A 21,721-nucleotide genomic window follows, 5' to 3' on the forward strand; every position below is an offset into this window, starting at 1 on the left:
ATCAGAACGACTCGTTCACAATGAGATGCTTCCCGTTGGCGATCTTTTCCTGCAGCTGCATGATGCCGTCGATCACCATCTCGGGGCGCGGCGGACATCCCGGCACGTAGACATCCACCGGAATGATGCGATCGATGCCTGGGAGTGACGCATAGTTCTGATAGAACCCGCCCGAGGTTGCGCACACGCCGAACGCCATGACCCACTTCGGCTCGCACATCTGTTCGTACACCTTGAGCAGAATCGGCGCCTGCTTCTGCGTGACGGTGCCGACCACCATGAGCAGGTCGGCCTGACGGGGCGAGAAACGGGGCAGGGCGGCGCCGAAGCGGTCGGTGTCGTAGGCTGACGCGCTGACGGCCATGAACTCCATGGCGCAGCAGGCGGTCACGAACGGGTAGGGGAAGAGCGAGAACTTGCGTGCCCAACCCACCAGTTCGTCCTTGCGGGTCGTGAGATACTCGAACGACGCGGACTTGGTGTGCGTGGTCGCCGGCGTGGATGCGGCCGGAAAGCCGAAAGCGTCCACGATGGGAAGCGGTTTGCCGTACATGATTACTCCGTCACCGCTTCCAGAATGCGCGCCTTGTAGACGTACAGCAGGCTGATGACCAGCAGAAAGATGAACAGCGCCAGCGTGAACATCAGGAACCCCGAGAGCGGCTTGGCGCCCAGTGCCCAGACGAACAGGAACATCGTCTCGAGGTCGAACAGAATAAAAATGATGGCCACCGCGTAGTACTTGATGGGCACCGCCTTCACATTCACGAAATCCACTGGCGTCGCACCGCATTCGAAGGGCTCGAACTTGGTGCTCGTCATCGCCGGCTTGGGACCGAGCCACGCGTTCAGCGTGAGCACGAGTCCCAGAAATCCGACGATCGCCAGCAGATAGAGGATGAAGGTCACATAGGGGCTCATCATTCTGAAACTAGCGCCTGAGCCCACCTCGCGCCTAGTTCTGCGATCGATGGCCCAGTCGGAGCGCCTACGGGGTGCCCAGGATCGCCGTGCGCACCGTCGTCAACAACGAATCCGCCGAGAACGGCTTGGCGAGGAAGTGCGTGGCGCCCTCGCGCAGCGCGGCGTGTCGACGTTCCGTCGTGGCCAGTCCGCTCATCGCCACGATTCGCACGGTTGCATCGATCGCCCGAATTGCCCGGATCGCCGCGATCCCGTCCATTACCGGCATCATGAGGTCAGTCAGGACCAGCGCGATGTCAGAGCGGTGTGCAGTGAATTGCACCACCCCCTCCGAGCCATTGCTGGCGGCGAGCACGCGGTAGCCGGCGCGACGGAGCGTGGTTTGCAGAAGACGACGGATCGAGTCCTCGTCGTCGATGACCAGAATGCACTCGTCGGCACCCTGCGGCATGGTCGCCGCGGGATCGGGCGCCAATGCCGCCGGCGTCGTCGTCGAAGCGGGAAGCGACACCCTGAACGTCGTGCCGATACCCGGCGTGCTCTCGACCTGAAAGAATCCGCCGTGGCTGCGTACGATCGCGTGCGAGGTGGAGAGCCCGAGTCCAGACCCCTCGCCGATGCCTTTGGTGGTGAAGAACGGGTCGAAGATCTTGTCGAGGTGCTCGGGTGCTATGCCGTGACCCGTGTCGCGCACCTCGATCTGCAGGTACGGGCCGGCGGACAGTTCAGGCTCGGAAATATCGGCGGCGTGCAGCTCCACGTTGCGCGCCGAGATCGTGATCGTGCCACCCTCCGGCATCGCGTCTTTCGCATTCAGCAGCAGGTTGAGCAACACCTGCTGAATCTGCGTCGAGTCGCCGACGAACGTCCACAGGTGTTCCGGCAGTGACGTGTGGAGCTCTACGTTGGCTGTGAGGCGATCGCTCACCAGCCGCAACACATCGCGCAACACGGCCGGCAGGCTGAGAACCACGCGCAGCCCTTCGACCCCCCGCGCATACGACAACACCTGCCGGACCATGTCGGCGCCCCGGCGCGCGCTCGCCTCAATCGTGTCGAGCACCTCACGCTGTGCGTCGAAGCCCGCCTCCGCCTTGAGCACCTCGATCGACAGCATGATCGGGGCAAGTACGTTGTTCAGGTCGTGCGCAATCCCGCCCGCCAGCGTGCCGATGCCTTCCATGCGCTGCGCGCGCGCCACACGCGCCTCGAGCTGCCGGCGTTCAGCCTCATGACGCTTCTTCTCCGTGATATCACGCACTACGCCGATCACCTGGCGCGTATCGACCTGCGGGTGCACGCTCCACGACAACCAGCGATACGACCCGTCCTTGCACCGGTACCGGTTCTCGATGTCCCGCATCGACTGTCCCGGAAAAATCTTCTTCCGGTCGGCAAAAACTTTGTCCCGGTCGTCGGGGTGCACAAACTCGATCAACGGACGACTGGTGAGCTCCTCGGCGGTCCATCCCAGGCATCGTGTCCAGGCGGGATTCACGTGGGTGAACCAGCCGTCGTAGTTGGCGATGCTGAGCATGTCGAGCGACAGGTCGAAGAACCGATCGCGCTCGTCCAGGGCGCGTTGGCGCGCAGTGACATCCTCGGTCATGCGCACGATGTACGCCGGGGCGCCGTCGTCCCCGCGAATCACGGAGAGGTGGACGTCACCCCAGATCTCGCGACCGTCGGCGTGGACGAAACGCGTCGTGACCATGTCGCTGCTCCGCACGCCCGACAGCAGCTCGTGCAAGGCGCGGGCATCGAGCGTCTGGTCGTCGGCGTGCATCACCGACGTCAGCGCGCGGCCGCAGAGGGCGGTTTCGTCGAAGCCGAGCAGACGGCAAAATGCGCCGTTCGTTTGGACGATCTGACCGTCGGCATCGGTGATGACCATGCCGATAGCGACGTCACGGAAGGTCTGCCTCAGCGCGTCGGAACTTGAAACGGTCACGGGTCCGGTATGGTCGGGCTGGGATCTGCGTGGTTGCTCGTCATCGCAACGCTGTGAAGTGTAGACGCTTGTACCGTGCGAAGGCTACTGGATCGTCGCGGCGAACCGTCGCAACCGCAAACTGTTCGAGACCACACTCACCGAGCTGAAGGCCATCGCGGCACTGGCCAGAATGGGGCTGAGCAGCAGTCCGAAGGCGGGATATAATACACCCGCTGCCACCGGAATACCGATCACGTTGTAGACGAAGGCCCAGAACAGGTTCTGTTTCATCGTGCGCATGGTCCGTCGCGAGAGCGCGATGGCCTGGGCCGCCGTCCGCAGATCGCCGCGCATCAGTACAATATCCCCCGCCTCGATGGCGACGTCGGTACCGGTGCCGATCGCCATGCCGACATCGGCTTGCGCCAGGGCCGGGGCGTCGTTGATGCCGTCGCCGATCATCGCCACTACACGTCCCAAGGCCTGCAGGCGGGTGATCTCCGCGACTTTGCCGGCCGGGAGCACCCCCGCGACCACGCGATCGATGCCAGCCAGGCGCGCTACCGCGTCGGCGGTACGCTGATTGTCGCCCGTGAGCATCACGACCTCGAGACCCATGGCGTGCAATTGCGTGATCGCGGCCCGTGAACTCTCCTTGATGGGATCGGCGACGGCGATCACGCCGGCGAGTACGCCATCGATCGCCACGAACATCGGCGTCTTGCCGTCATTGGCCAAGCGATCCACATCGGCCTGCGCCGATGCCGTATCCACCGAATAGTCGGCCATGAGCGCCGCGTTCCCGACGGCGATCGCGACGTCGCGGCCCGTCGTCGCGTCGCCATCACGCACGACGCCGATCGCGCCGCGGCCGGTCTGCGATTCGAAGCTGTGGGGTTCAGTCACCGTGAGCCCCAGCCCCCGCGCATGGCGCACGATCGCATCGGCCAACGGATGTTCGCTGCGTGACTCGATCGACGCGACCAGCCGCAGCAGGTCGTGCTCGCGACCCACGAACGCGCCGTCGATGGCGAGGACCACGTCGGTGACCGCGGGCTTCCCCTCGGTGACCGTGCCGGTCTTGTCGAGCACCACCGTGTTGAGATCGCCGGCGCGCTGCAGGGCTTCGCCCCCCTTGATGAGCACACCCAGCTCGGCTCCCTTCCCGGTCGCCACCATGACGGCGGTCGGCACGGCCAGGCCCATTGCACAGGGGCAGGCGATGATCAGCACGGCCACCGACGCGGCAAAGGCGCGCACCGCCGGTGCGCTATCCGCCGCGACGAACCACACCATGAACGTGAGCACCGCCAGCGACAGAACGACCGGCACAAAGATGCCCGAGATGTGATCGGCCAGCCGTTGAATCGGCGCCCGCGAGCCCTGCGCATCGCGCATCAGCTTCACGATCTGCGCCAGTACGCTATCGCCACCCAGCGTGGTGGCGCGGAATCGAAAGGCGCCGGTGGCGTTGATGGTGCCGCCGATCACGCGGTCGCTAACCCCCTTCGTGACCGGCATCGATTCCCCGGTCAGCATGCTCTCATCGACGGCGCTGCTACCGGCGAGCAGCTCGCCGTCAACAGGAATGCGCTCGCCGGGGCGCACGATCACGGTATCGCCGGCCATCACCGACTCGACCGGCAAGTCGAGCTCCTGCTCGTCGCGCAGCACGCGCGCGGTTTTCGGCTGCAGGTGTACCAACGCCCGCAACGCCGACGAAGTGCGCTGCTTGGCGCGCGCCTCGAACATATTGCCGGTGAGAATCAGCGCGATGATGAGCACCACGGCTTCGTAGTACACATCGGGTGCCACCCCCCGACGCACGAAGAATTCGGGGGCGACGGTTGCCACCACGGAGTACAGAAACGCGGCGCCGGTACCGACCGCCACGAGGGTGTTCATGTCGGCGGCGTGATGGCGAAAGGCGGACCACGCACCGGTGTAGAAGTGCCGTCCGGCCCAGGTCATCACGCCCAGCGTGAGCGCCAGCAGCAGCCAGGTGGTGACGCGCGGATCGATGGCGTACATCCACGGCGCCACACGGCGGAGCGCGGGGTCAAGCACCGTCATCGACCAGCGCATGAAGGGATCGCCGACGGCGGACGCGCCGCCGTGCGCGTGCATGGTGGCCGCCAGCTGGCTCATGAGCGGCATGGAGATGATCATGGCCATCGCCCCGGCGATGCCACTCACGATCGCCTTGCGGCGCAGGGTGAGGTACTCCGTGGTGGTCGCGCGATCGCGCGCTTCCTGCTCTTCAAATGCCGACTGATCCGGCGGGGCCAGCGCGGCCCCGTACCCCGTGTCGACAATGGCCGCCACGAGGGCGTCAGGCGACGTGGCGGTCGGATCGAAGGTCACGGTCGCATTGTGCATCATGAGATTGACCGTCGCGTCGCTGACGCCCGGCTGTTTCTGCAGCGTGCGCTGCACTCGTGACTGGCACGCGGCGCACGTCATACCGCTGACCGGAATGCGAATGGTGTCCATTAAACCTCCTGGTGGCCCGTGGGCGCCGTTAGGCGACGGCGATCACGGAACCGCGCAGCATGCTCATGCCGCACATGAATGCGTAGGTCCCAGCCTTGGGTGGTGTGATCTCGATCGTCGTCTGTTGCCCGGTCGGGAGAAATCTGCGGATCCCGAAGTCGGGGAAGACGACCTCGTCGGAACAGCTCCCGGTATCCCGTCGGTCAAAGATCAGGCGGACAGGCTGTCCCGCCGGGACCTGCACCGACTGCGGGCTGTAGCCGCCGTCGACCGTGATCGTGATGCTCGGCGGTCCCGCAGCCGCCGTGGCCCCGGACGTGGCGGTGGACGCCACGGCCGAGGCGGTGACCGACGCGGTCACCGGCGACGACGCGAAGAAGTACCAGTTGACCCAGGCGATGGTGGCGGTGCCACCCAACACGACGATCCACTCGATACCGGTCATGGCGGTCTCCGGCTTAGGTCGCGGAAACGACGTGGTAGCCTTCTTCTTCAACCGCCTTGGCAATGTCCGTCGGCGTCGTCGCGGTCGGGTCGTACGCCACCGACGCGGTCCCGATGGCCACCTGGTCGACGGTGACGCCGGGAACGCCCTTCAGGGCGCGGGTGACACCGGCCACGCAATGGCCGCAGGTCATGCCGGAGATCTGCATCGTGAGCTTGTCCATCGGGTCGCTCCAATTGAAACGGGGAGAGAGGCAGGTGCCCTTGTGTTCTAAATATCGATACCCCCCACCCCTATGTCAACTGGGTTTGGAGGCGCTGCAGGCGGCTTTGGGCGATCCAGCGGAACCGATCGCGCAGAGAGGCAGCGAGCGCAGAGCACGCAGAGGGCGCCACTTGTGATCGTCTCTGCGTACTCTGCGCTCTCTGCCTCTCTGCGTGAACAGGCACCGGCATGAGGCGTCGACGCTGGCGAGCGATTGCAACGTGCAGCAGGTTGGGGCATGCACCTCTCTCGATCTGTTGCCGCGCTGCTCGCGCTGTCGTTGCCGATTCACGCCGCGAATGCCCAGCTCGCGCTGCCGCAGTTCGATCGCGTGCTCCTGCTCGAGACCACCGCCGAAACGTCGGCCAACGCCAGCATCGGGGACGTGAACGGCGACGGCACGCCGGATATCGTGCTGGCGAAGGGGCGGCATTGGCCGCTGGTGGACCGGGTGCTTCTGGGCAACGGCAAGGGCGGCTTCGCGCCGGCTCGCGACCTCGGCATCGCGTCCGACCGGTCGTACGCGGCGCGGTTGGTGGATATCGACCGGGACGGCGATCTCGACGTCGTGCTCAGCAACGATCGTCCCGACCCGAGCCTCGTGTATCTGAACGATGGGACGGGGCACTTCACGGTGGGGTCCTCGTTCGGAAAGGCCGAGTGGCCGACGCGCAACGCCAGTGTCGCCGACGTCAATGGCGACAGCTTGCCCGACATCATTGTGGCCAACCGCTACGGCAAGAATCCCGGCGGCAACTACCTGTGTCTCAATCGCGGGGCGGGCCGGTTCGACGACCAGTGCCTCCGCTTTTCACGGGAGTCGGCGACTACGATCACGCCCGCCGACGTGAATCGGGACGGGCTCGTCGACCTCATCGTGCCGCACCGCGACGGCGGGCAGAGCATGGTGTATCTGCAGCACGCACGCAGTGGACCCGAGCCCGGGTTCACCGGTGTGCCGTTCGGTCCCGCCGACGCCGCGATCCGCGCGTCGGAGTCGGGTGACTTCACTGGCGACGGCCTCGTGGATCTCGTCGCCATCGACGAAGCGAATGGTCTCTCGCTCTACGCCGGTACACGCGACGGTGTCTTTGCCGCCGGTGTGTCGCTTGGCCGGGAGCAAACGGCGCCGTACGCGCTGGCGGTGGGTGATCTCAACGCCGATGGCCTGACCGATATCGTGGTGGGCTACGTCGAGGCAGAGTCGGTGGCGTACATCCGCACCGGCACCACCTTCGCGCGGGTACGGTTCGGCGACGGCCGGGGCACCGTGTACGGCTTTGCGATCGGAGATGTGGACGGGGACGGACACGTGGACATCGCCGCCGGGCGCTCGGAGGCACCGAATGTGCTGTACTTCGGCGCGCGCCGTGCGCTGAAGCCCGCTCCTCGCCGACGATAGGTACCGCCGCCATGCCCAATGAGGTGGACGTACTGCTTGCCACGCTCGACCATCCGCAGCTCGATGCCATGCACGAGTTGCGGCGTATCATCCTGCAGGCCGACCCGCGAATCGGCGAATCGGTGAAGTGGAACGCTCCCAGCTTTCACACCGCTGAGCACTTTGCCACGTTCCACCTGCGCGCCAAGACCGGTTTTCAGCTCGTGCTGCACTTGGGGGCCAAAGGACGACCCGACGCGACGGTGCGCGCGACCGTTCCCGACCCGCACAGGCTGCTGCAGTGGAAGAGCGCCGACCGTGCCATCATCGCCCTGCGTGATCTGGCCGATGTCGACGCCAAGCGTGACGCGCTGTCGCAGATTCTGCGGCATTGGATCGAGGAGGTCAACTGATGTCGCCGAACGCTGTCGCGGCGATCGACCTCGAGGCGCATCGGGCCGCACTGACCGGTCACTGCTACCGCATGCTGGGTTCGGTCGTGGATGCCGAAGACGCGGTGCAGGAGACCATGCTGCGGGCCTGGCGCGCACTCGAGAAATTCGACGGTCGCTCGGCGTTGGGCACGTGGCTGCATCGCATCGCCACCAACGTGTGTCTCGATGCGCTCGGCGATCGCACGCCGCGCGTGCTGGCGTTCGACGACATGCCGCGTTCCGCGACCACCGACGAACTCACGACGCGTCCCCGCGCGCACTGGCTCGAGCCCATCCCAGATGTGCGCGCGATCCCGAGTACCGACGATCCGCACGAGCGCGCCGTGATGCGCGAGCATCTGCGACTGGCCTTCGTGTCGGCGTTGCAGGCGCTGCCGCCTCGTCAGCGCGCGGCCCTGATTCTCACGCAGGTGCTCAACTGGTCGGCGGCGGAAGTGGCCGACTGCCTCGACCTCAGCACCGCCGCGGTGAACAGCGCGCTGCAGCGCGCCCGCGCCACGCTCGACGCGCGCCGCTCGAATGCGCCCGCCGGTACGCCGCTGGCGTTGAACGCGCAGCAGCAGCGCACACTCGAGCGTTTCGTGGCCGCCTTCGAGGCGTATGACGTGCCGGCCCTCACCGCACTGCTGCGAGACGATGTGGTCATGTGCATGCCGCCCTTCGCGTTCTGGCTCCAGGGACCGTTGGACGTGGCCGCCTGGCTCACGGGCCGCGGCGCCGGGTGCAAACCGTCGCGGCTCGTGGCCACGCAGGCCAGCGGTGCGCCGGCGTTTGCGCAGTACCGGCAGAATGGGGCCGAGCCTTGGTCGCTGATCGTGCTCGACTTCGTCGGTGATCGCATCGGCACGATGCACTACTTCCTTGATACCGAGACGCTATTTCCACACTTCGGACTACCGATGCGGCTCGACCGATGATTTTCGGGTGGATGGCGGGTCGAAGAGATATATGCCGATCGTCTACGCCATCTCCCGCACACCCAATCCTCCCATGAGCACCGCCCGAAAAATCTTCCTCAACATCTCGGTGAAAGACCTGGACGCCACAAAGGCGTTCTTCACCGCGCTCGGCTTCACCTTCAACCCACAGTTCACCGACCAGAACGCGGCGTGTATGATCGTGAGCGACGAGGCCTACGTGATGCTGCTCACCGTGCCGTTCTTCGGGGGATTCACGACGAAGGCACTCTGCGATACCCGCACGCACACCGAGGCGCTGTTCGCGCTGAGTTGTGAGAGTCGCGATGACGTGAACGCGATGGTGCAGAAAGCGGTGGCGGCCGGCGGACGGGAAGCGATGCCGGTACAGGATCACGGGTTCATGTACGCCTGGAGCTTCTACGACCTGGACGAGCACCACTGGGAGGTGTTCTGGATGGACCCCACCACGATCCAGTAGCGCCAAAGCCACCCGAGAGGGGAGACCAAGGCAGCGGCGCGGGTGCCATTGTCGGCGGGTGTCCGCCATTTTTCGTGACGCCCGTCGCCTGCCCGCTCCCTCTTCCGTCGTCTCGCATGCCTGTCGCCCCACAACGGATCGTCGTCACAGGCGGTGCCGGTTTTCTCGGCTCGCACCTGTGCGAACTGCTGCTGTCGCAGGGGCACGAGGTGCTGTGTGTCGACAACTTCTTCACGAGTTCGCGGCGCGGGGTCGAGCATCTGCTCGACTACAAGCGCTTTGAACTGCTGCGGCACGACGTCACGATGCCGCTGAATGTGGAAGCCGACGAGATCTACAACCTGGCCTGCCCGGCGTCGCCCGTACACTACCAGCACGATCCGGTGCAGACCACCAAGACCAGTGTGATCGGCGCGATCAACATGCTGGAACTGGCGAAACGCCTCCGGGCCAAGGTGTTGCAGGCGTCTACGTCGGAGGTGTATGGTGACCCGATCGTACACCCGCAGTCGGAGTCATACTGGGGCAACGTGAATCCGATCGGTCCGCGTTCCTGCTACGACGAAGGCAAGCGATGCGCCGAAACGTTGTTCTTCGACTACTACCATCAGGATCAGGTGCGCATCAAGGTCGTGCGCATCTTCAACACCTACGGTCCGCGCATGCACCCCAGCGACGGGCGCGTGGTGTCGAACTTCATCATGCAGGCGCTGCGCGGCGACGACATCACGTTGTTCGGTGACGGCGAACAGACGCGTTCCTTCTGTTACGTGAGCGATCTCATCGACGGACTGCATCGCATGATGCAGACACCCGATTCGGTCGTCGGGCCGATCAACCTCGGCAACCCCGAAGAGTGCACCGTGCGCGTGCTCGCCGAAACGATCATCGGTCTCACCGGTTCGCGCTCGCAGCTTGTGCGCCGCCCGCTGCCGCCCGACGATCCGCGCCAGCGTCAGCCGGATATCACGAAGGCGCGCGAGGTGCTAGGCTGGGCGCCGAGCGTCTCGATGCAGCTTGGTCTGGCGAGCACGATTGCCTACTTCGACACGCTGCTCGCGAGTGGAGAAGTGCCGGAGCTCATCGGCGGGGCGGGGCTGGCGAACGCCGCGGAGCCGTGAGCGCGCCCGTGAGCGCCTTTGCGATCCAGGAGTACGGTGACGCGCGCGTGGCGGCGGTGATTCCCGCGCGCAACGAGGCGCACACCATTGCCGAAGTCGTGCGCGAAACCGCGCGCTACGTGCACGACGTGCTGGTGCTCGATGGCGGGTCGCGCGATGGCACGGCGGAACAGGCCCGTGCCGCGGGGGCCCGCGTGATCACCGACCGCGGGCGGGGTAAAGGCGCCGCCGTGCGACAGAGTCTCGGCGAGACCACGGCCGACATCGTCGTGTTCCTCGACGCCGACGGTTCGCACGATCCGGCCGATATTCCGTCGCTGGTGCGGCCGGTGCTGGCCCGAGACGCCGAGTTGTGTGTGGGTAGCCGCTTCTCTGGTGGTACGGACGAACTGTCGGTCACGGTAGGGCAGCTGATTCGCACGATCGGCAACATCTCGATGAACATCGCGATCAACCGGCGCTTCGACGTCGCCCTCACCGATACGCTGAATGGCTTCCGCGCCGTTCGACGCGAGGTCGCGCTCGAGGTCCAGCTCGCCGAAGACCGGCACACCATCGAGCAGGAAATGGTGATGAAGGTGCTGACGTACGGATATCGAGTCGTGAACCGGCCCACGCATGAATACGCGCGGCTGTTCGGCACGAGTCACATCGCGGTGTGGCGCGAATGGCCTACGTTCGTGCGCTGCGTGCTGGTGAACATCTTCCAGCCGCAGCGCGCACGGTCATACGCGTCGAACACGCATGGTGCGCGGGTCAAGCCGGCGCTGGAGACCTGGATGCGCGAGAGTCGGCCGCACGAGCGCACGTCGGCCGGCTCGTGACGGCCTCCGAACGGTGACCGACGCGACGCGGCAGGCGTGGCCGCGGTCGCGTTGGCTGTTGCTGGTGGCGGCGATCGGCGTGGCATTGGCGGCGGCGCTGATGCCGCATGCGTGGTACGACGCCTTGCCGCGGCAGGCGGAGTTGCCGCCGCCACCTATCAGCGGCGTTACGGTGCTGCGCCTCGTGTTGGCGGTGGAGGCCGCGGTGCTGTTGCTGGTGGCGGCGTTCGACTGGCGATTCGTGCGCATGGCCCCGACGTCGCGACTGGCGGGACATCTGCAGCGCGAGGAATCGGGCGACCTCACGCCGCGCGCGGCCGCCGTCGGTCTCACGATCATCACGCTGGTGGCGCTGGCGCTGCGGGTGTATCACCTCGACCGCGATCTTTGGCTCGACGAGATCTCGCCGATCCTCGACTACGCGTCGTTGTCGGTACCGCAGATCGTCGGCAGCTACCTGCGGTCGAACAATCACCTGTTGAACACGCTGCTGCTGAAGGGGATGATCGCGCTCTTCGGCGAGCAGGCGTGGTCGGTGCGCTTGCCGGCCGTCGCGTTCGGCGTGGCCGGTGTGCCGGCGCTGTACTGGTGCGCACGGCTGGCGCTTTCGCGACGCGCGTCGCTGGGCGCAGCGCTGCTGCTGGCGGTGTCGTACCACCATCTGTTCTTCTCGCAGAACGCCCGCGGGTACACCGCCTACCTCTGCCTGGCGCTGCTCAGCACGCGAGCCCTCGTGAACGGACTGCGTGACGATCGCGGGCGCGACTGGCTGCTGTACGTGATGGCCACCGTGCTGGGCGTCGCTGCGCTGCTGAATACGGCGTTCGTGCTGGCCGCCCAGGGGTTTGCGGCGCTGGCCGCCGTGTGGCGCGTGCATCGGGCGGGCGGCGCGGCGATGCCGCTGCTGCGCCGCGTGCTTGTGGTATTGGCGATTGCCGGATTTCTGAGCGCCGAACTGTATGCGGTCGCGATGCCCGAAGTGTACGTGGTGATTTCGAACGTCTACAAAACGCAGAGCACCGGCTTCGTGCTCTTCTCATGGGAGTTCGCGCGCGAAGTGCTGCGCGGTGTGAGTGCCGGGTTCGGTTCGGGCGGCGTCGGCGTCGGCGCGCTGCTGGCGGCGGTGCCATTTCTGCTGGTGGCGGCGGCCGGCGCGTTCGCCGTGCTTCGGCGCGCGTGGGCGCTGGCGTTGGCCCTCGCCCTGCCGGGCGTGCTCACGCTCGCGTTCCTGCTGGTGCGCGGACTCACCATCTCGCCGCGTTTCTTTTTGCTGTGGCTACCCCTGGCGGTGCTCACGGCCGTGGTGGCGATCGACGCCGGTGCCGGGTGGATCTGGCGTGCGCGGCCGAGGCGGGCCGTGCTGATGGGCACTGGCACCGTGGCAGTCCTCGCCATGTTGTCGGCCGCGTCGCTCGGGCGGTATTATGCGATACCGAAGCAGCCGTATCGCGCAGCGCTGGCCTACGTGGAGCGGGCGCGTAAGCCCGATGATCGCGTGGTGGTGGTGTATCTCGCCGAACTGGGCATGCGGTACTACGGCGCGCGCGCCGGTGCGCCCCTCGACGAGCGCTACCGCTTTGTGCGCACCGTGCCAGCGCTCGACAGTGCGCTGGCACAGCGCGGTGCAGGACGCGTGTGGTTGGTCGTCACCTTTGAACGAGCATTGCAGATGGATCTCCCGGAACTGAACGCGCGCGTGCACTCCGGCTGGACGCTGCAACACACGTTCGACGGTACGGTGGGCGATGGTGGGATCAGCGTGTGGCGCGAACGAGACGCTGCCGCCACATCGGGCACCGCGCCATGACCCAGCAGGCGTCGTGAACGGACGGTCGTGGTGAAAGTCGCGGTCATCGGATTGGGTAACGCGGGGGCCACGCTGCATCTGCCGGCGCTGACGGCCATGCGCGACGTCGACGTCGTGGGCGGGGTGGATCTCGACGCCACCCGCCGCGACCAGGCGAAGTCGACATTCCGGGTGCCGGTCTTCGCCAGTGTCGAGGAGATGTTCGCCACCGCGCGCCCCGACGTGGTGTGCATCGGCACGCCGCCGGGCTCACACGCGGCGCTCTGCCTGCAGTCGTTCAGCGCCGGTGCGCATGTGCTGTGCGAGAAGCCGTTCGTGTCCAGCATCGCGCAGGCGGACATGGTGTTGGCCGCCGCGCGCGCCGCCGGTCGTCGCGTCGCGCTCAATCACGAGTTCCGTGAGATGCCGGTGTTCAAGGCGGTGCGCGATGCCGTGAGCAGTGGCGCCACGGGGGGGCTCAACTTCGCGCAGGTGTGGCAACAAATCGATCTGCCGCCGTGGGCCGAGCCCGGCTGGCGCGGCGACATGCGGCAGCGCACACTGTACGAAGCCGGCGTGCACCTCGTCGATTTCCTCATGGCGCTGTTCGGGGAGCGTCCGCGCGCGGTGCAGGCGTGGACTTCCACCTGCGGCGTGCGCGAGGGTGAGACCGATGCCGTGGCGCTGCTCACCATGGAGTTCAGTCGTGGACGTCTGGCCACGATCACGCAGAACCGCCTGGCGAAAGGGGAAACGCAGTACTTCGAGGTCCGCGCCGACACCGACCGCGCGTCGTTGCGCGCGTCATTCGGCGGCCGTGCCCGCATTTCCGCCGGTTTGTTTCGCAGCACGCGCCCGCATATGCGTGTGGAATACGGCATCGCCGGTATCGCCTGGCAGGAAGTGGGCGCCACGCGCTCCATGCTGGCGCGCAATCCGAAGGACCCCTGCATGGTGGCGACGCGCGATGTATTCGAGCGCTCTCTGGCGGCGTTCCGCGATGGCACCGAGCCACCGGCCAGCGGTGAGCTGGGCCGCGACGTGATGACGGTCATCGCCGCGGCGTACCACTCGGCCGCGATCGGGCAGCGGGTCACGATCGACGACGCCTTGATCGCGGAGTTGCGCGATGTGCAGATCGGGTAAGTCGCGATGAGTCACGCACCGATCGGCGCGTTGATCGTCGGAGCCGGCCTGATGGGTCGTTCTCATGCGCACGCCATCACGGCGAGCGGCGGGGTGGTGGTGGGGGTGGTCGACCCCGATCCGTCTCGCGCCACCGCGCTCGCTGGCACGGCTGGCCGCGTGCCAGTGTTCGCCGACGTGGCGTCGGCGCTGCAGGCCACGACGCCCACGGTGGTGCACGTATGCACGCCGCTGCCCGCGCACCGGGCGGTGATCGAAGCGGCATTTCACGCCGACTGTCATGTGATCGGCGAGAAGCCGCTCACGGCCACGGCACCCGAAGCCGAGGCGCTCTGTGCGCTCGCCGCCGCCCGCGGCCGTCATCTGGTGCCGGTGCATCAGTTTCCGTTCCAGCAGGGGGTGCGCGATCTACTGGCGAGGCGCGACGTGCTGGGCACCATCGTACACGTCGAACTCATGATAGCATCAGCGGGCGCCAGCGGCCCGCGCGACGCCGACGATGTCGTGGCGGAGATCCTGCCGCACTGTCTGTCCCTGACGCAGGTGCTGTTGCCGACGTCGCACGGCGAGACGTCGCACGGCGAGGGGTCGCTACACGGTTTGCCGTGGCAGGTCACGCGCGTAAGCCCCGGTGAATGGCGCATCACCGCGCACGCAGATTCCGCATCGATCGCGTACGTGATCTCCATGTCGGCGCGGCCGACGTGCGCGGAACTGCGGGTGTTCGGCACCAAGGCCTCGGCGGTAGCCGACCTGTTCCACGGCTACTCGGTGATCGATACCGGCGCGGTGACTCGCGCCTCGAAGGCGGCGCGTCCGTTTCGCGTGGCTGGCCGTTCGATGGTGGCGGCTTCGGCGAATCTGGCGCGGCGCGGACTGCGCGCCGAGTCGACGTATCCCGGGCTGCAGGCGCTCGTGCATCGGGCGTATCTCGCGTTCGCGGGCCGCGGCGACGTGCCCATTACGCCGCGCACTCTGCTCGACGTAGCCCGTGCGCGCGACCGGCTGATCGCGCTCAGCGGCTGGACCACTCCGTGAGTCATTCGTGAACGCGCCGGCGCTGAGCATCGTGCTGGCCGTCTCCCACGACGATGCCCTGCGCGACGGTTCGCTCGCCGCCGCCCTCAGTGCGATTGCGCAGAGTGTCGCCGGGGTGACCGGCGGCCTCACGCACGAGGTGATCGTGGTGGCCGCGAACGCGCAGGGGCTTCCCCTGCCGAGTGCGCTTCCGTCGGCGCGCTTCGTCACCGTCGCGCCTGGTGCGCTCACGCCCGTGAACTGGGGCCTCGGCCTGCGCGCCGCCAGCGGACGCGTGGTGGCCTTCACCACGTCGCAGATGTGCGTGAGCATCACGTGGGCCGGTGCGCTGCTGGAGGCGATCAACGGCGGCGTCGATGCCGGGGTGATTGGCGCGGGTGGACCGGTCGCGCTGCCAGCCGTCGCGTCGGACGCCGACGCCGCCACGCTGGTCCGCTTCAGTGCGTTCCTGCCCGGACGCTGGCCCCGCGTGATGTCGGCCCACGATATCCCCGGCGACAATGCCGCCTATCTGCGCGCGCATCTCGTTGAGCATGAGGACCTGCTGCGCGACGGGTTCTGGGAGGTCGAATTCCATCGGCGGTTCGCCCGCGCGGGCAAGCAACTGCTGATGGTCCCGGCGGCACTGGCCACCGCGCAGGGCGTCGTCGACCTGCGTGCGCTTCGGGCACACCGCTTCGCGCATGCCGTCTCGTTCGGCGGCAGCCGGGTCGACCGGCATGGTCAATCGGCGATCCGGATCGTGCTGGCCGCGCCGCTCGTGCCGCTGGTGCTGGCGGCGCGCATCGCCCGCCGGGCACGCGCCGCGGGTGTGGATCATGCTCGGATTCGGCGGGCCCTCCCAGCCGTCGTGCGGCTCACGATCGCCTGGGCCGCGGGAGAGGCAGTCGGTGCCTGGCGCGCCGCCGTCGGGCGCGGCAATCAAGTAACGTTCGCGCATGAGTGACGTGACGCCGATCGCGCCTGAGACCGGGAGGGAAGCCGCGCATCACACCGGGAGCTACCGGCCGCCGCCGATGCTGTCAGTGGTTGTGCCGTCGGTCAATGGCTGGTCGGATCTCGTCGCCTGCTTGTCGGCGCTCGAGCGGGCCGAGTCGCGCACACAGACGCGGCTCGAGGTGCTCGTGCCGGAGCGGTGCGGCAGTGCGGTGCGCACCCACGTGTCGCAGCGCTTCCCCTCGGTCCGCCTGTTACCGGTGGCCGGTACCACGACAATCCCGCACATGCGCGCCCTGGCGATCGACATGGCCACGGCACCCACGGTCGCCGTGATCGAGGATCATGTGATCGTGCCGGAGCAGTGGGCGCAGCAGATCGTCGAGGCGTGCCGCGGCGATGTGCGGGTGGTGGGTGGCGCCTTGGTGAACGCGGCCACGGCCAGCACGGTGGACTGGGCCGCCTTTCTCTGCGAATACAGTCACGTGCTCACGCCGCGCCCCGCTGGCCCCGCCGAGTGGCTGATGGGTAACAACACGGCCTATGATCGCACCGCGCTGCAGGAGTGCGCGGAGGTCGTGCACGCCGGGCGGTGGGAGCACGTGCTGCACGACGAGCTGCGTCGGCGCGGCATCGTGCTCTGGAACCGCCCGGACATCGTGGTGGGGCACAAGAAGCATTACACCGTCAGCGAGTACGGTGCACAACGATTCCTGTACGCGCGGGCGTACGCCGCCGATCGCGTGCGCTCGTCGTCGATGCCGTCTCGGCTCGCGTACGGTGCGGCGGCGATGGCGCTGCCCGTGCTGCTCTACGCCCGCATCACGTCGCGCGTGTGGCGGAGTGGCGCCCACCGCCGGGAGCTGCTGCAGTCCCTGCCGCTACTCGCGCTGTTCGTGACCGCGTGGGGGCTCGGTGAGGTCACCGGTGCCTGGTTCGGCGACGGCGGTGCCATGGCGAGGGTGTGCTGATGCCCGGTGTGTCGGTGGTGGTTGCCGCGTGTGGCAGCGAGGCGCTGTTGCCGCAGTGTCTCGCGCACCTCGACGCCGAGCGTCACCCGCGTGACGTGGCGCGACGCGCATGAAGATCGGCATCGACGCCTGCACGTGGGTGAACCGTCGTGGCTACGGTCGCTTTACGCGCGGGCTCGTGCAGGCCATGGTGAACGCGTGTCCGCAACACGACTTCACGCTGGTGGTGGATAGCACGATGGCGCGCGATGCGTCCTTCCCGGCGCGGACCCATCTGCACGTGGTGCAGACCTCCGAACGTCAGGCCACGGCGGCGTCGGCCGATGGCTCCCGTCGGCCAGCCGATCTATTGCGCATGGGTCGCGCCATCGGTGCGCTCGACGTGGACGTCTTTCTCTTCCCCACCTCGTTCTCGTACGTGCCCGTGTTCGGGCGGACCCCGGTGGTCACGGTGTTTCACGATGCCACGGCCGAGATGCATCCGGCGTTGATCTTCCCCCGCGCCCTGCCACGGCTGCTGTGGACGATCAAATCACAGCTCGCCCGCCGGCAGTCGCGGCGCATCGTGACCGTGTCGGAGAATGCCCGCGCCCAGATCGCCCATGTGTTCGGCATGCCAGTCGGCGAGATCGATGTGGTCAGCGAAGGGGCCGATCCGATCTTTCAGCCCGACTCCGACTCTGCCGCCGAAGCCACCAACGTGCGCGTGCAATACGGGCTGCCGGCGGAGGGCGCCCTGTTGCTGTACGTGGGCGGATTGAGCCCACACAAGAACATCGACGGCCTGTTGCGCGCGGTCGCCGCGCTGCCGCCTTCGCTCTCGCCTTGGCATCTGGCCATCGTCGGGGACGTGGCGAACGACACATTCCTCACCTGCGCGCACGCGCTGCAGACACAGGCGCGCGCGCCCGGTCTTGCCGGCCACGTCACCTTCACCGGCTTCGTGCCAGACGACCAGCTCGCTGCACTCTATCGCGCGTCCACCGTGCTGGTGTTGCCGTCGTTCAGCGAGGGGTTCGGGTTGCCGGTGCTCGAGGCCATGGCGTGCGGTGTCCCGGTGGCGGTGAGCAACCGCTTCTCGCTGCCGGAAATCGTAGGCGATGCCGGTGTGCTCTTCGATCCGGACTCCGCGCCCGACATCACGCAGGCGCTCTCGCGCGTGCTCGGTGATGCCAACCTGCGCGCCATGATGCGTGCCAAGGGATTGCAGCGCGCGGATGCCTACTCGTGGCGCCGCGGGGCGGAGCGCATGGCGCAGTTGCTGGAGCGTGTCGTCGCGCCATCGGGAGCGGCCGCATGACACCGCGTCGCTTCTGCTTCGTCACCACGTTTTATCCGCCGTATCACTTCGGCGGAGACGGCGTGTTCGTGTACCGGCTGGCCGAGGCGCTGGCGGCGCGCGGGCATCGGGTGGATGTGATTCACTCCATCGACGCGTATCGCGCGAAGGTGGACGCCGAACCGTCGGTGGCGTTCACTGACCATCCCAACGTACGTCGCATCGGACTGCAGTCGGCGCACCCGCGCTGGTCGGCGCTCCAAGTGCATCAGACGGGACGTCCGCTGCCGTACGCGGCACAGCTCGACGCACACTTCGCCGCGAACGCGTACGATGTGATTCACTACCACAACGTGTCGCTCATGGGTGCGCCGTCGATCTTGCGTATGGGCACGGCGGTGAAGTTTTACACGACGCACGAGTACTGGCTCGTGTGTCCCACGCACGTGCTGTTCAAGAACGACCGGGAAGCGTGCACGTCGCGTGCGTGTCTCAGCTGCACGCTGCGCAGCCATCGCCCACCGCAGTGGTGGCGCGCCACGTCGCAGCTCGCCGACAGTCTGGAGTCGGTTGATGCGGTCCTTACGCCCAGCCGGTTCGCACGCGACCGGCACGCGAGTGATGGCATCGCCAAGCCGCTCACGCTGCTGCCGCACTTCGTGCCGGTGCCGACGGATGCGGAACTGGCGGTGTCGTCGCCGTCGGAGCGGCCGTATTTCCTGTATGTCGGTCGACTCGAGCGACTGAAGGGCGTGCAGGATCTGCTCACGATCTTTTCGACCTATCGCGACGCCGACCTGCTCATCGTGGGTTCGGGCGAGAGCGAAGCGTCATTGCGCGCCGCTGCACAATCGCTGCCGCACGTGCACTTCCTCGACACCGTGCATCCGTCGGCACTCGACAGCTACATCCAGCAGGCGATCGCGCTGCTGGTGCCGTCGTTGTGCTATGAAACCTTCGCGCTGAGCGCGGCCGAGGCGATGGCCTACGGCACGCCGGTGATTGGGCGGCGTATCGGTGCGGTGCAGGAGCTGCTCGAGATTTCGGGTGGTGGGCTCACGTTCGAGACGCTTGCCGAGTGCCGCGCCGCCATGGAACGGATGCGGCTCGAGCCCGAGGTCCGCGCCAAGTTCGCCGATGCCGGTCGGGCGTTCGCGCAACGCGAGTGGACCATCGAGGTGCATCTCGCGCGCTACGAGGCGCTGGTGGAGTCGCAGCTGGAGAAGCGCGCCGCGAGGCGGCCATGACCGGTGCGGCGGTCCCGATTCTCACGTATCACTCGTTGGACGACTCGGGGTCGGTGATCTCGACGTCCCCGGGAGTGTTTCGCGCGCAGATGGAGCTGATAGCGCGCCGTGGGTACCGGGTGATCGCGTTGCGCGAACTACTCGATGCGTGGGACCGCGCCGAGACGGTGGCGCCGAACACCGTGGTGCTCACGTTCGACGACGCCACCGAAAATCTGCTGCCGCACGCGCTGCCGGTACTTTCGGCGTTGCAGTTCCGCGCGACGATCTTCGCGGTGAGCGGCAAGCTGGGCGGTGTAAACGACTGGCCGGACCAAGCGCCTGGCATTCCCCGCGTGCCGCTGTTGTCGCGTAGCGGACTGGCCGAGTGTATCGCGGCGGGCTGTGAAATCGGCGCGCACTCGGCCACGCATGCGCGACTCGACACGATGTCGCCAGCGGCGTGGTCCGCGGAGGTCGCCGGCTGTCGCGAGGCGTTGGAGTCGACGCTCGGCGCGTCGGTCACGTCGTTCGCGTATCCGTTCGGTCACTCGAACGCGGCCCTGCGCGCGATGGTCGCACAACACTACCGCGCGGCGGTCGGTACGCAGTTACGGGTGGCCGCGCCCACCGACGAGCGGTACGAGCTGCCGCGGGTGGAGATGTACTACTGGCGGAGTCCGTCGGTGTTTCCGCTGTTCGGGCATCGTGCCGGCGACTGGTACTTGCGGGCGCGCGCGGCGGCCCGCGCGGTGCGTGCCTCGTGGTCCCGGTGAGCCGGCGCAAGGCCTTCGCGATGGCGGCGTACCGGGGGATCGGTCGCTGAGTACGCGCGCGCCGTCGTCGACGCTCACCCGGTTCAGCGCACTCGCGTTGGCCGATGTCGCGTCGCGCGGCCTCGCCTTTCTGGGCACGTTGCTGATCGTACGCGCCTTCGCAGACGAAGCGTTCGGCCAGATCGGCGTGGCGACGACGGTGGTCACCTACGCGCTGCAAGCGAGTACGTGCGGGCTCGATGTGTTCGCGGTCCGTCACGGGGCGCGATATCCCGACCGGATCGGCGCGACGGCGAGCTCCGTGATGGCGATGCGTGGTGCCTTGGGGTTGGCGGCGTACACGGTCCTTCTGGTGGTGTGCTGGGCGCTGCCGGCGCTGCGTCCGATCCTGCCGTTGGTGGCACTGTTCGGTCTGACGGTCTTCACCGGTGCGCTGTCGCTCACGTGGGTGCCGCAGGCGCTGCAACAGACCCGCGTGTTGGCCGCAGCGAATCTTTCCATCGGTGTGCTGTACTTCCTGGGCGTGTTGCTTATCACGCGGACAGGCGGGCCGCTGTGGAGCATTCCGATGGCACAGGTGGCAGCCGAAGCGCTGGTGGCGGTGGGACTCTTCCGGTGGCTGCGGGGGCGTGCCGAGCGACTGACGGCGCCATGGCCGGTGGCGGAGTGGGGGCGTGTGCTGCGCGAGTCGGCGCCGATCGGCGCGTCGTGGCTGTTGCGCACCATCGCGCTGGGCTCCGATCTCGTGCTCTTGCGCCTGCTGCTGGTCGGTGACGCTCAGATCGGCTGGTACAACGGCGCCTGGCGCCTGTTTGGGCTGATGATGGGACTAAGCGCCGTGTACTTCACCATTCTCTTTCCGCGCCTCTCGCAACGGGCGGCCGAATCGCCGGCCGCGTTCCGCGCGGAAGCGCTCGGATCGCTGGCCCGCGTGATGCCGCTGGCGCTGGCGGGAGCGGTTGGCGTGGCGGTATTGGCTCCTTGGGCGCTCGGACTCCTCTTCTCACCCTCCTTCGCCGGTGCGGCGATGGCGCTCCGCATTCTGGCGGCGGCGGCAGTCGTGAATGTGGTGAACAACCATTTCCGCTATATGCTGCTCGCCACCAACCGGCAGCAGGTCGACCTACGCAATACGACGTTCGCCACGGCGGCGCATGTGGCGTTCAAGGTGATGCTGATCCCGATCGCCGGGATCGAGGGGGTCGCCGTGGGCACCCTGGGGGGTGAACTGGTGGTGCTTGCGTTGGGTCTGTGGGCCACGCGCGGCGACCTAGTTCGGAGGGTCACTCCCGAGTGACAAGCTGTGAAGCGTCCTTTATGTTTCT

General features: G+C 67.2%; 21 protein-coding genes. 15 read left to right on the plus strand and 6 right to left on the minus strand.

The window, feature by feature from the left end; translation table 11 throughout:
• Position 1: 1 nt before the first annotated feature.
• The 6 genes from RMP10_RS22500 to RMP10_RS22525 form a co-directional block, all read right to left on the minus strand.
• Entirely contained in the window at positions 2-553 is a 552-nt protein-coding gene (locus RMP10_RS22500) for an NADH-quinone oxidoreductase subunit B (protein ID WP_309671525.1), read from the minus strand.
• 2 nt (positions 554-555) lie between these two features.
• Positions 556-909 (minus strand): NADH-quinone oxidoreductase subunit A, encoded by a 354-nt coding sequence (locus tag RMP10_RS22505; protein WP_309671524.1) that lies wholly within the window; start codon positions 907-909, stop codon positions 556-558.
• 79 nt (positions 910-988) lie between these two features.
• Positions 989-2,875 (minus strand): PAS domain S-box protein, encoded by a 1,887-nt coding sequence (locus RMP10_RS22510; RefSeq protein WP_310572313.1) that lies wholly within the window; start codon positions 2,873-2,875, stop codon positions 989-991.
• 84 nt (positions 2,876-2,959) lie between these two features.
• The gene (locus RMP10_RS22515; protein ID WP_310572314.1) at positions 2,960-5,350 is read right to left on the minus strand and encodes a heavy metal translocating P-type ATPase; all 2,391 of its coding nucleotides are present in this window, start codon (positions 5,348-5,350) and stop codon (positions 2,960-2,962) included.
• 28 nt (positions 5,351-5,378) lie between these two features.
• A complete protein-coding gene (locus RMP10_RS22520; RefSeq protein ID WP_310572315.1) occupies positions 5,379-5,795 on the minus strand; it encodes a cupredoxin domain-containing protein in 417 nt (138 codons plus the stop codon).
• A gap of 13 nt (positions 5,796-5,808) precedes the next feature.
• Positions 5,809-6,018 carry a cation transporter gene (locus tag RMP10_RS22525; RefSeq protein WP_310572316.1) on the minus strand — a complete coding sequence of 70 codons (210 nt, stop codon included), beginning with the start codon at positions 6,016-6,018 and terminating at the stop codon, positions 5,809-5,811.
• 279 nt (positions 6,019-6,297) lie between these two features.
• Here RMP10_RS22525 and RMP10_RS22530 point away from each other — a divergent pair, with 279 nt between their 5' ends.
• From RMP10_RS22530 to RMP10_RS22600, 15 genes are all read left to right on the plus strand, one after another.
• Positions 6,298-7,461, plus strand: coding sequence for a VCBS repeat-containing protein (locus RMP10_RS22530; protein WP_310572317.1), 1,164 nt, complete (start codon positions 6,298-6,300; stop codon positions 7,459-7,461).
• 11 nt (positions 7,462-7,472) lie between these two features.
• Entirely contained in the window at positions 7,473-7,853 is a 381-nt protein-coding gene (locus tag RMP10_RS22535; RefSeq protein ID WP_310572318.1) for a DUF1801 domain-containing protein, read from the plus strand.
• Positions 7,853-8,812, plus strand: a complete 960-nt coding sequence (locus RMP10_RS22540; RefSeq protein ID WP_310572319.1) for a sigma-70 family RNA polymerase sigma factor — start codon at positions 7,853-7,855, stop codon at positions 8,810-8,812. The genes RMP10_RS22535 and RMP10_RS22540 overlap by 1 nt, the downstream gene beginning before the upstream one ends.
• Positions 8,813-8,885: 73 nt before the next feature.
• Complete coding sequence (locus RMP10_RS22545; RefSeq protein WP_309671515.1) at positions 8,886-9,293, plus strand: VOC family protein; 408 nt, start codon at positions 8,886-8,888, stop codon at positions 9,291-9,293.
• Between the two features lie 116 nt (positions 9,294-9,409).
• The gene (locus tag RMP10_RS22550) at positions 9,410-10,414 is read left to right on the plus strand and encodes an SDR family oxidoreductase (RefSeq protein ID WP_310572320.1); all 1,005 of its coding nucleotides are present in this window, start codon (positions 9,410-9,412) and stop codon (positions 10,412-10,414) included.
• Positions 10,411-11,238 (plus strand): glycosyltransferase family 2 protein, encoded by an 828-nt coding sequence (locus RMP10_RS22555; RefSeq protein ID WP_310572321.1) that lies wholly within the window; start codon positions 10,411-10,413, stop codon positions 11,236-11,238. The genes RMP10_RS22550 and RMP10_RS22555 overlap by 4 nt, the downstream gene beginning before the upstream one ends.
• A 13-nt stretch (positions 11,239-11,251) precedes the next feature.
• Positions 11,252-13,045 carry a glycosyltransferase family 39 protein gene (locus RMP10_RS22560; RefSeq protein ID WP_310572322.1) on the plus strand — a complete coding sequence of 598 codons (1,794 nt, stop codon included), beginning with the start codon at positions 11,252-11,254 and terminating at the stop codon, positions 13,043-13,045.
• A gap of 30 nt (positions 13,046-13,075) precedes the next feature.
• The gene (locus RMP10_RS22565) at positions 13,076-14,170 is read left to right on the plus strand and encodes a Gfo/Idh/MocA family oxidoreductase (protein WP_310572323.1); all 1,095 of its coding nucleotides are present in this window, start codon (positions 13,076-13,078) and stop codon (positions 14,168-14,170) included.
• Positions 14,171-14,176: 6 nt separating this feature from the next.
• Positions 14,177-15,208 (plus strand): Gfo/Idh/MocA family oxidoreductase, encoded by a 1,032-nt coding sequence (locus RMP10_RS22570; protein WP_310572324.1) that lies wholly within the window; start codon positions 14,177-14,179, stop codon positions 15,206-15,208.
• Between the two features lie 7 nt (positions 15,209-15,215).
• Positions 15,216-16,154, plus strand: a complete 939-nt coding sequence (locus RMP10_RS22575; protein WP_310572325.1) for a hypothetical protein — start codon at positions 15,216-15,218, stop codon at positions 16,152-16,154.
• On the plus strand, positions 16,147-17,115 hold the full coding sequence (locus RMP10_RS22580) for a hypothetical protein (protein WP_310572326.1): 969 nt from the start codon (positions 16,147-16,149) through the stop codon (positions 17,113-17,115). The genes RMP10_RS22575 and RMP10_RS22580 overlap by 8 nt, the downstream gene beginning before the upstream one ends.
• Positions 17,116-17,224: 109 nt before the next feature.
• Positions 17,225-18,415 carry a glycosyltransferase family 1 protein gene (locus RMP10_RS22585; protein WP_310572327.1) on the plus strand — a complete coding sequence of 397 codons (1,191 nt, stop codon included), beginning with the start codon at positions 17,225-17,227 and terminating at the stop codon, positions 18,413-18,415.
• Positions 18,412-19,641 (plus strand): glycosyltransferase, encoded by a 1,230-nt coding sequence (locus tag RMP10_RS22590; protein WP_310572328.1) that lies wholly within the window; start codon positions 18,412-18,414, stop codon positions 19,639-19,641. Before RMP10_RS22585 ends, RMP10_RS22590 begins: the two co-directional genes overlap by 4 nt.
• Positions 19,638-20,396 carry a polysaccharide deacetylase family protein gene (locus tag RMP10_RS22595; protein WP_310572329.1) on the plus strand — a complete coding sequence of 253 codons (759 nt, stop codon included), beginning with the start codon at positions 19,638-19,640 and terminating at the stop codon, positions 20,394-20,396. Before RMP10_RS22590 ends, RMP10_RS22595 begins: the two co-directional genes overlap by 4 nt.
• Positions 20,377-21,693, plus strand: a complete 1,317-nt coding sequence (locus RMP10_RS22600) for a flippase (RefSeq protein ID WP_310572330.1) — start codon at positions 20,377-20,379, stop codon at positions 21,691-21,693. The genes RMP10_RS22595 and RMP10_RS22600 overlap by 20 nt, the downstream gene beginning before the upstream one ends.
• The last annotated feature ends 28 nt before the right edge of the window (positions 21,694-21,721 follow it).

This window comes from Gemmatimonas sp. (assembly GCF_031426495.1).
Taxonomy (GTDB): domain Bacteria; phylum Gemmatimonadota; class Gemmatimonadetes; order Gemmatimonadales; family Gemmatimonadaceae; genus Gemmatimonas.

Excerpts from the sequence above, each read along its gene's own strand:
- RMP10_RS22500 (WP_309671525.1), bottom strand. The coding sequence starts at position 553 with ATGTACGGCAAACCGCTTCCCATCGTGGACGCTTTCGGCTTTCCGGCC.
- RMP10_RS22515 (WP_310572314.1), bottom strand. The coding sequence starts at position 5,350 with ATGGACACCATTCGCATTCCGGTCAGCGGTATGACGTGCGCCGCGTGC.
- RMP10_RS22520 (WP_310572315.1), bottom strand. The coding sequence starts at position 5,795 with ATGACCGGTATCGAGTGGATCGTCGTGTTGGGTGGCACCGCCACCATC.
- RMP10_RS22525 (WP_310572316.1), bottom strand. The coding sequence starts at position 6,018 with ATGGACAAGCTCACGATGCAGATCTCCGGCATGACCTGCGGCCATTGC.
- RMP10_RS22530 (WP_310572317.1), top strand. The coding sequence starts at position 6,298 with ATGCACCTCTCTCGATCTGTTGCCGCGCTGCTCGCGCTGTCGTTGCCG.
- RMP10_RS22535 (WP_310572318.1), top strand. The coding sequence starts at position 7,473 with ATGCCCAATGAGGTGGACGTACTGCTTGCCACGCTCGACCATCCGCAG.
- RMP10_RS22540 (WP_310572319.1), top strand. The coding sequence starts at position 7,853 with ATGTCGCCGAACGCTGTCGCGGCGATCGACCTCGAGGCGCATCGGGCC.
- RMP10_RS22545 (WP_309671515.1), top strand. The coding sequence starts at position 8,886 with ATGAGCACCGCCCGAAAAATCTTCCTCAACATCTCGGTGAAAGACCTG.
- RMP10_RS22550 (WP_310572320.1), top strand. The coding sequence starts at position 9,410 with ATGCCTGTCGCCCCACAACGGATCGTCGTCACAGGCGGTGCCGGTTTT.
- RMP10_RS22570 (WP_310572324.1), top strand. The coding sequence starts at position 14,177 with ATGAGTCACGCACCGATCGGCGCGTTGATCGTCGGAGCCGGCCTGATG.
- RMP10_RS22580 (WP_310572326.1), top strand. The coding sequence starts at position 16,147 with ATGAGTGACGTGACGCCGATCGCGCCTGAGACCGGGAGGGAAGCCGCG.
- RMP10_RS22585 (WP_310572327.1), top strand. The coding sequence starts at position 17,225 with ATGAAGATCGGCATCGACGCCTGCACGTGGGTGAACCGTCGTGGCTAC.
- RMP10_RS22590 (WP_310572328.1), top strand. The coding sequence starts at position 18,412 with ATGACACCGCGTCGCTTCTGCTTCGTCACCACGTTTTATCCGCCGTAT.
- RMP10_RS22595 (WP_310572329.1), top strand. The coding sequence starts at position 19,638 with ATGACCGGTGCGGCGGTCCCGATTCTCACGTATCACTCGTTGGACGAC.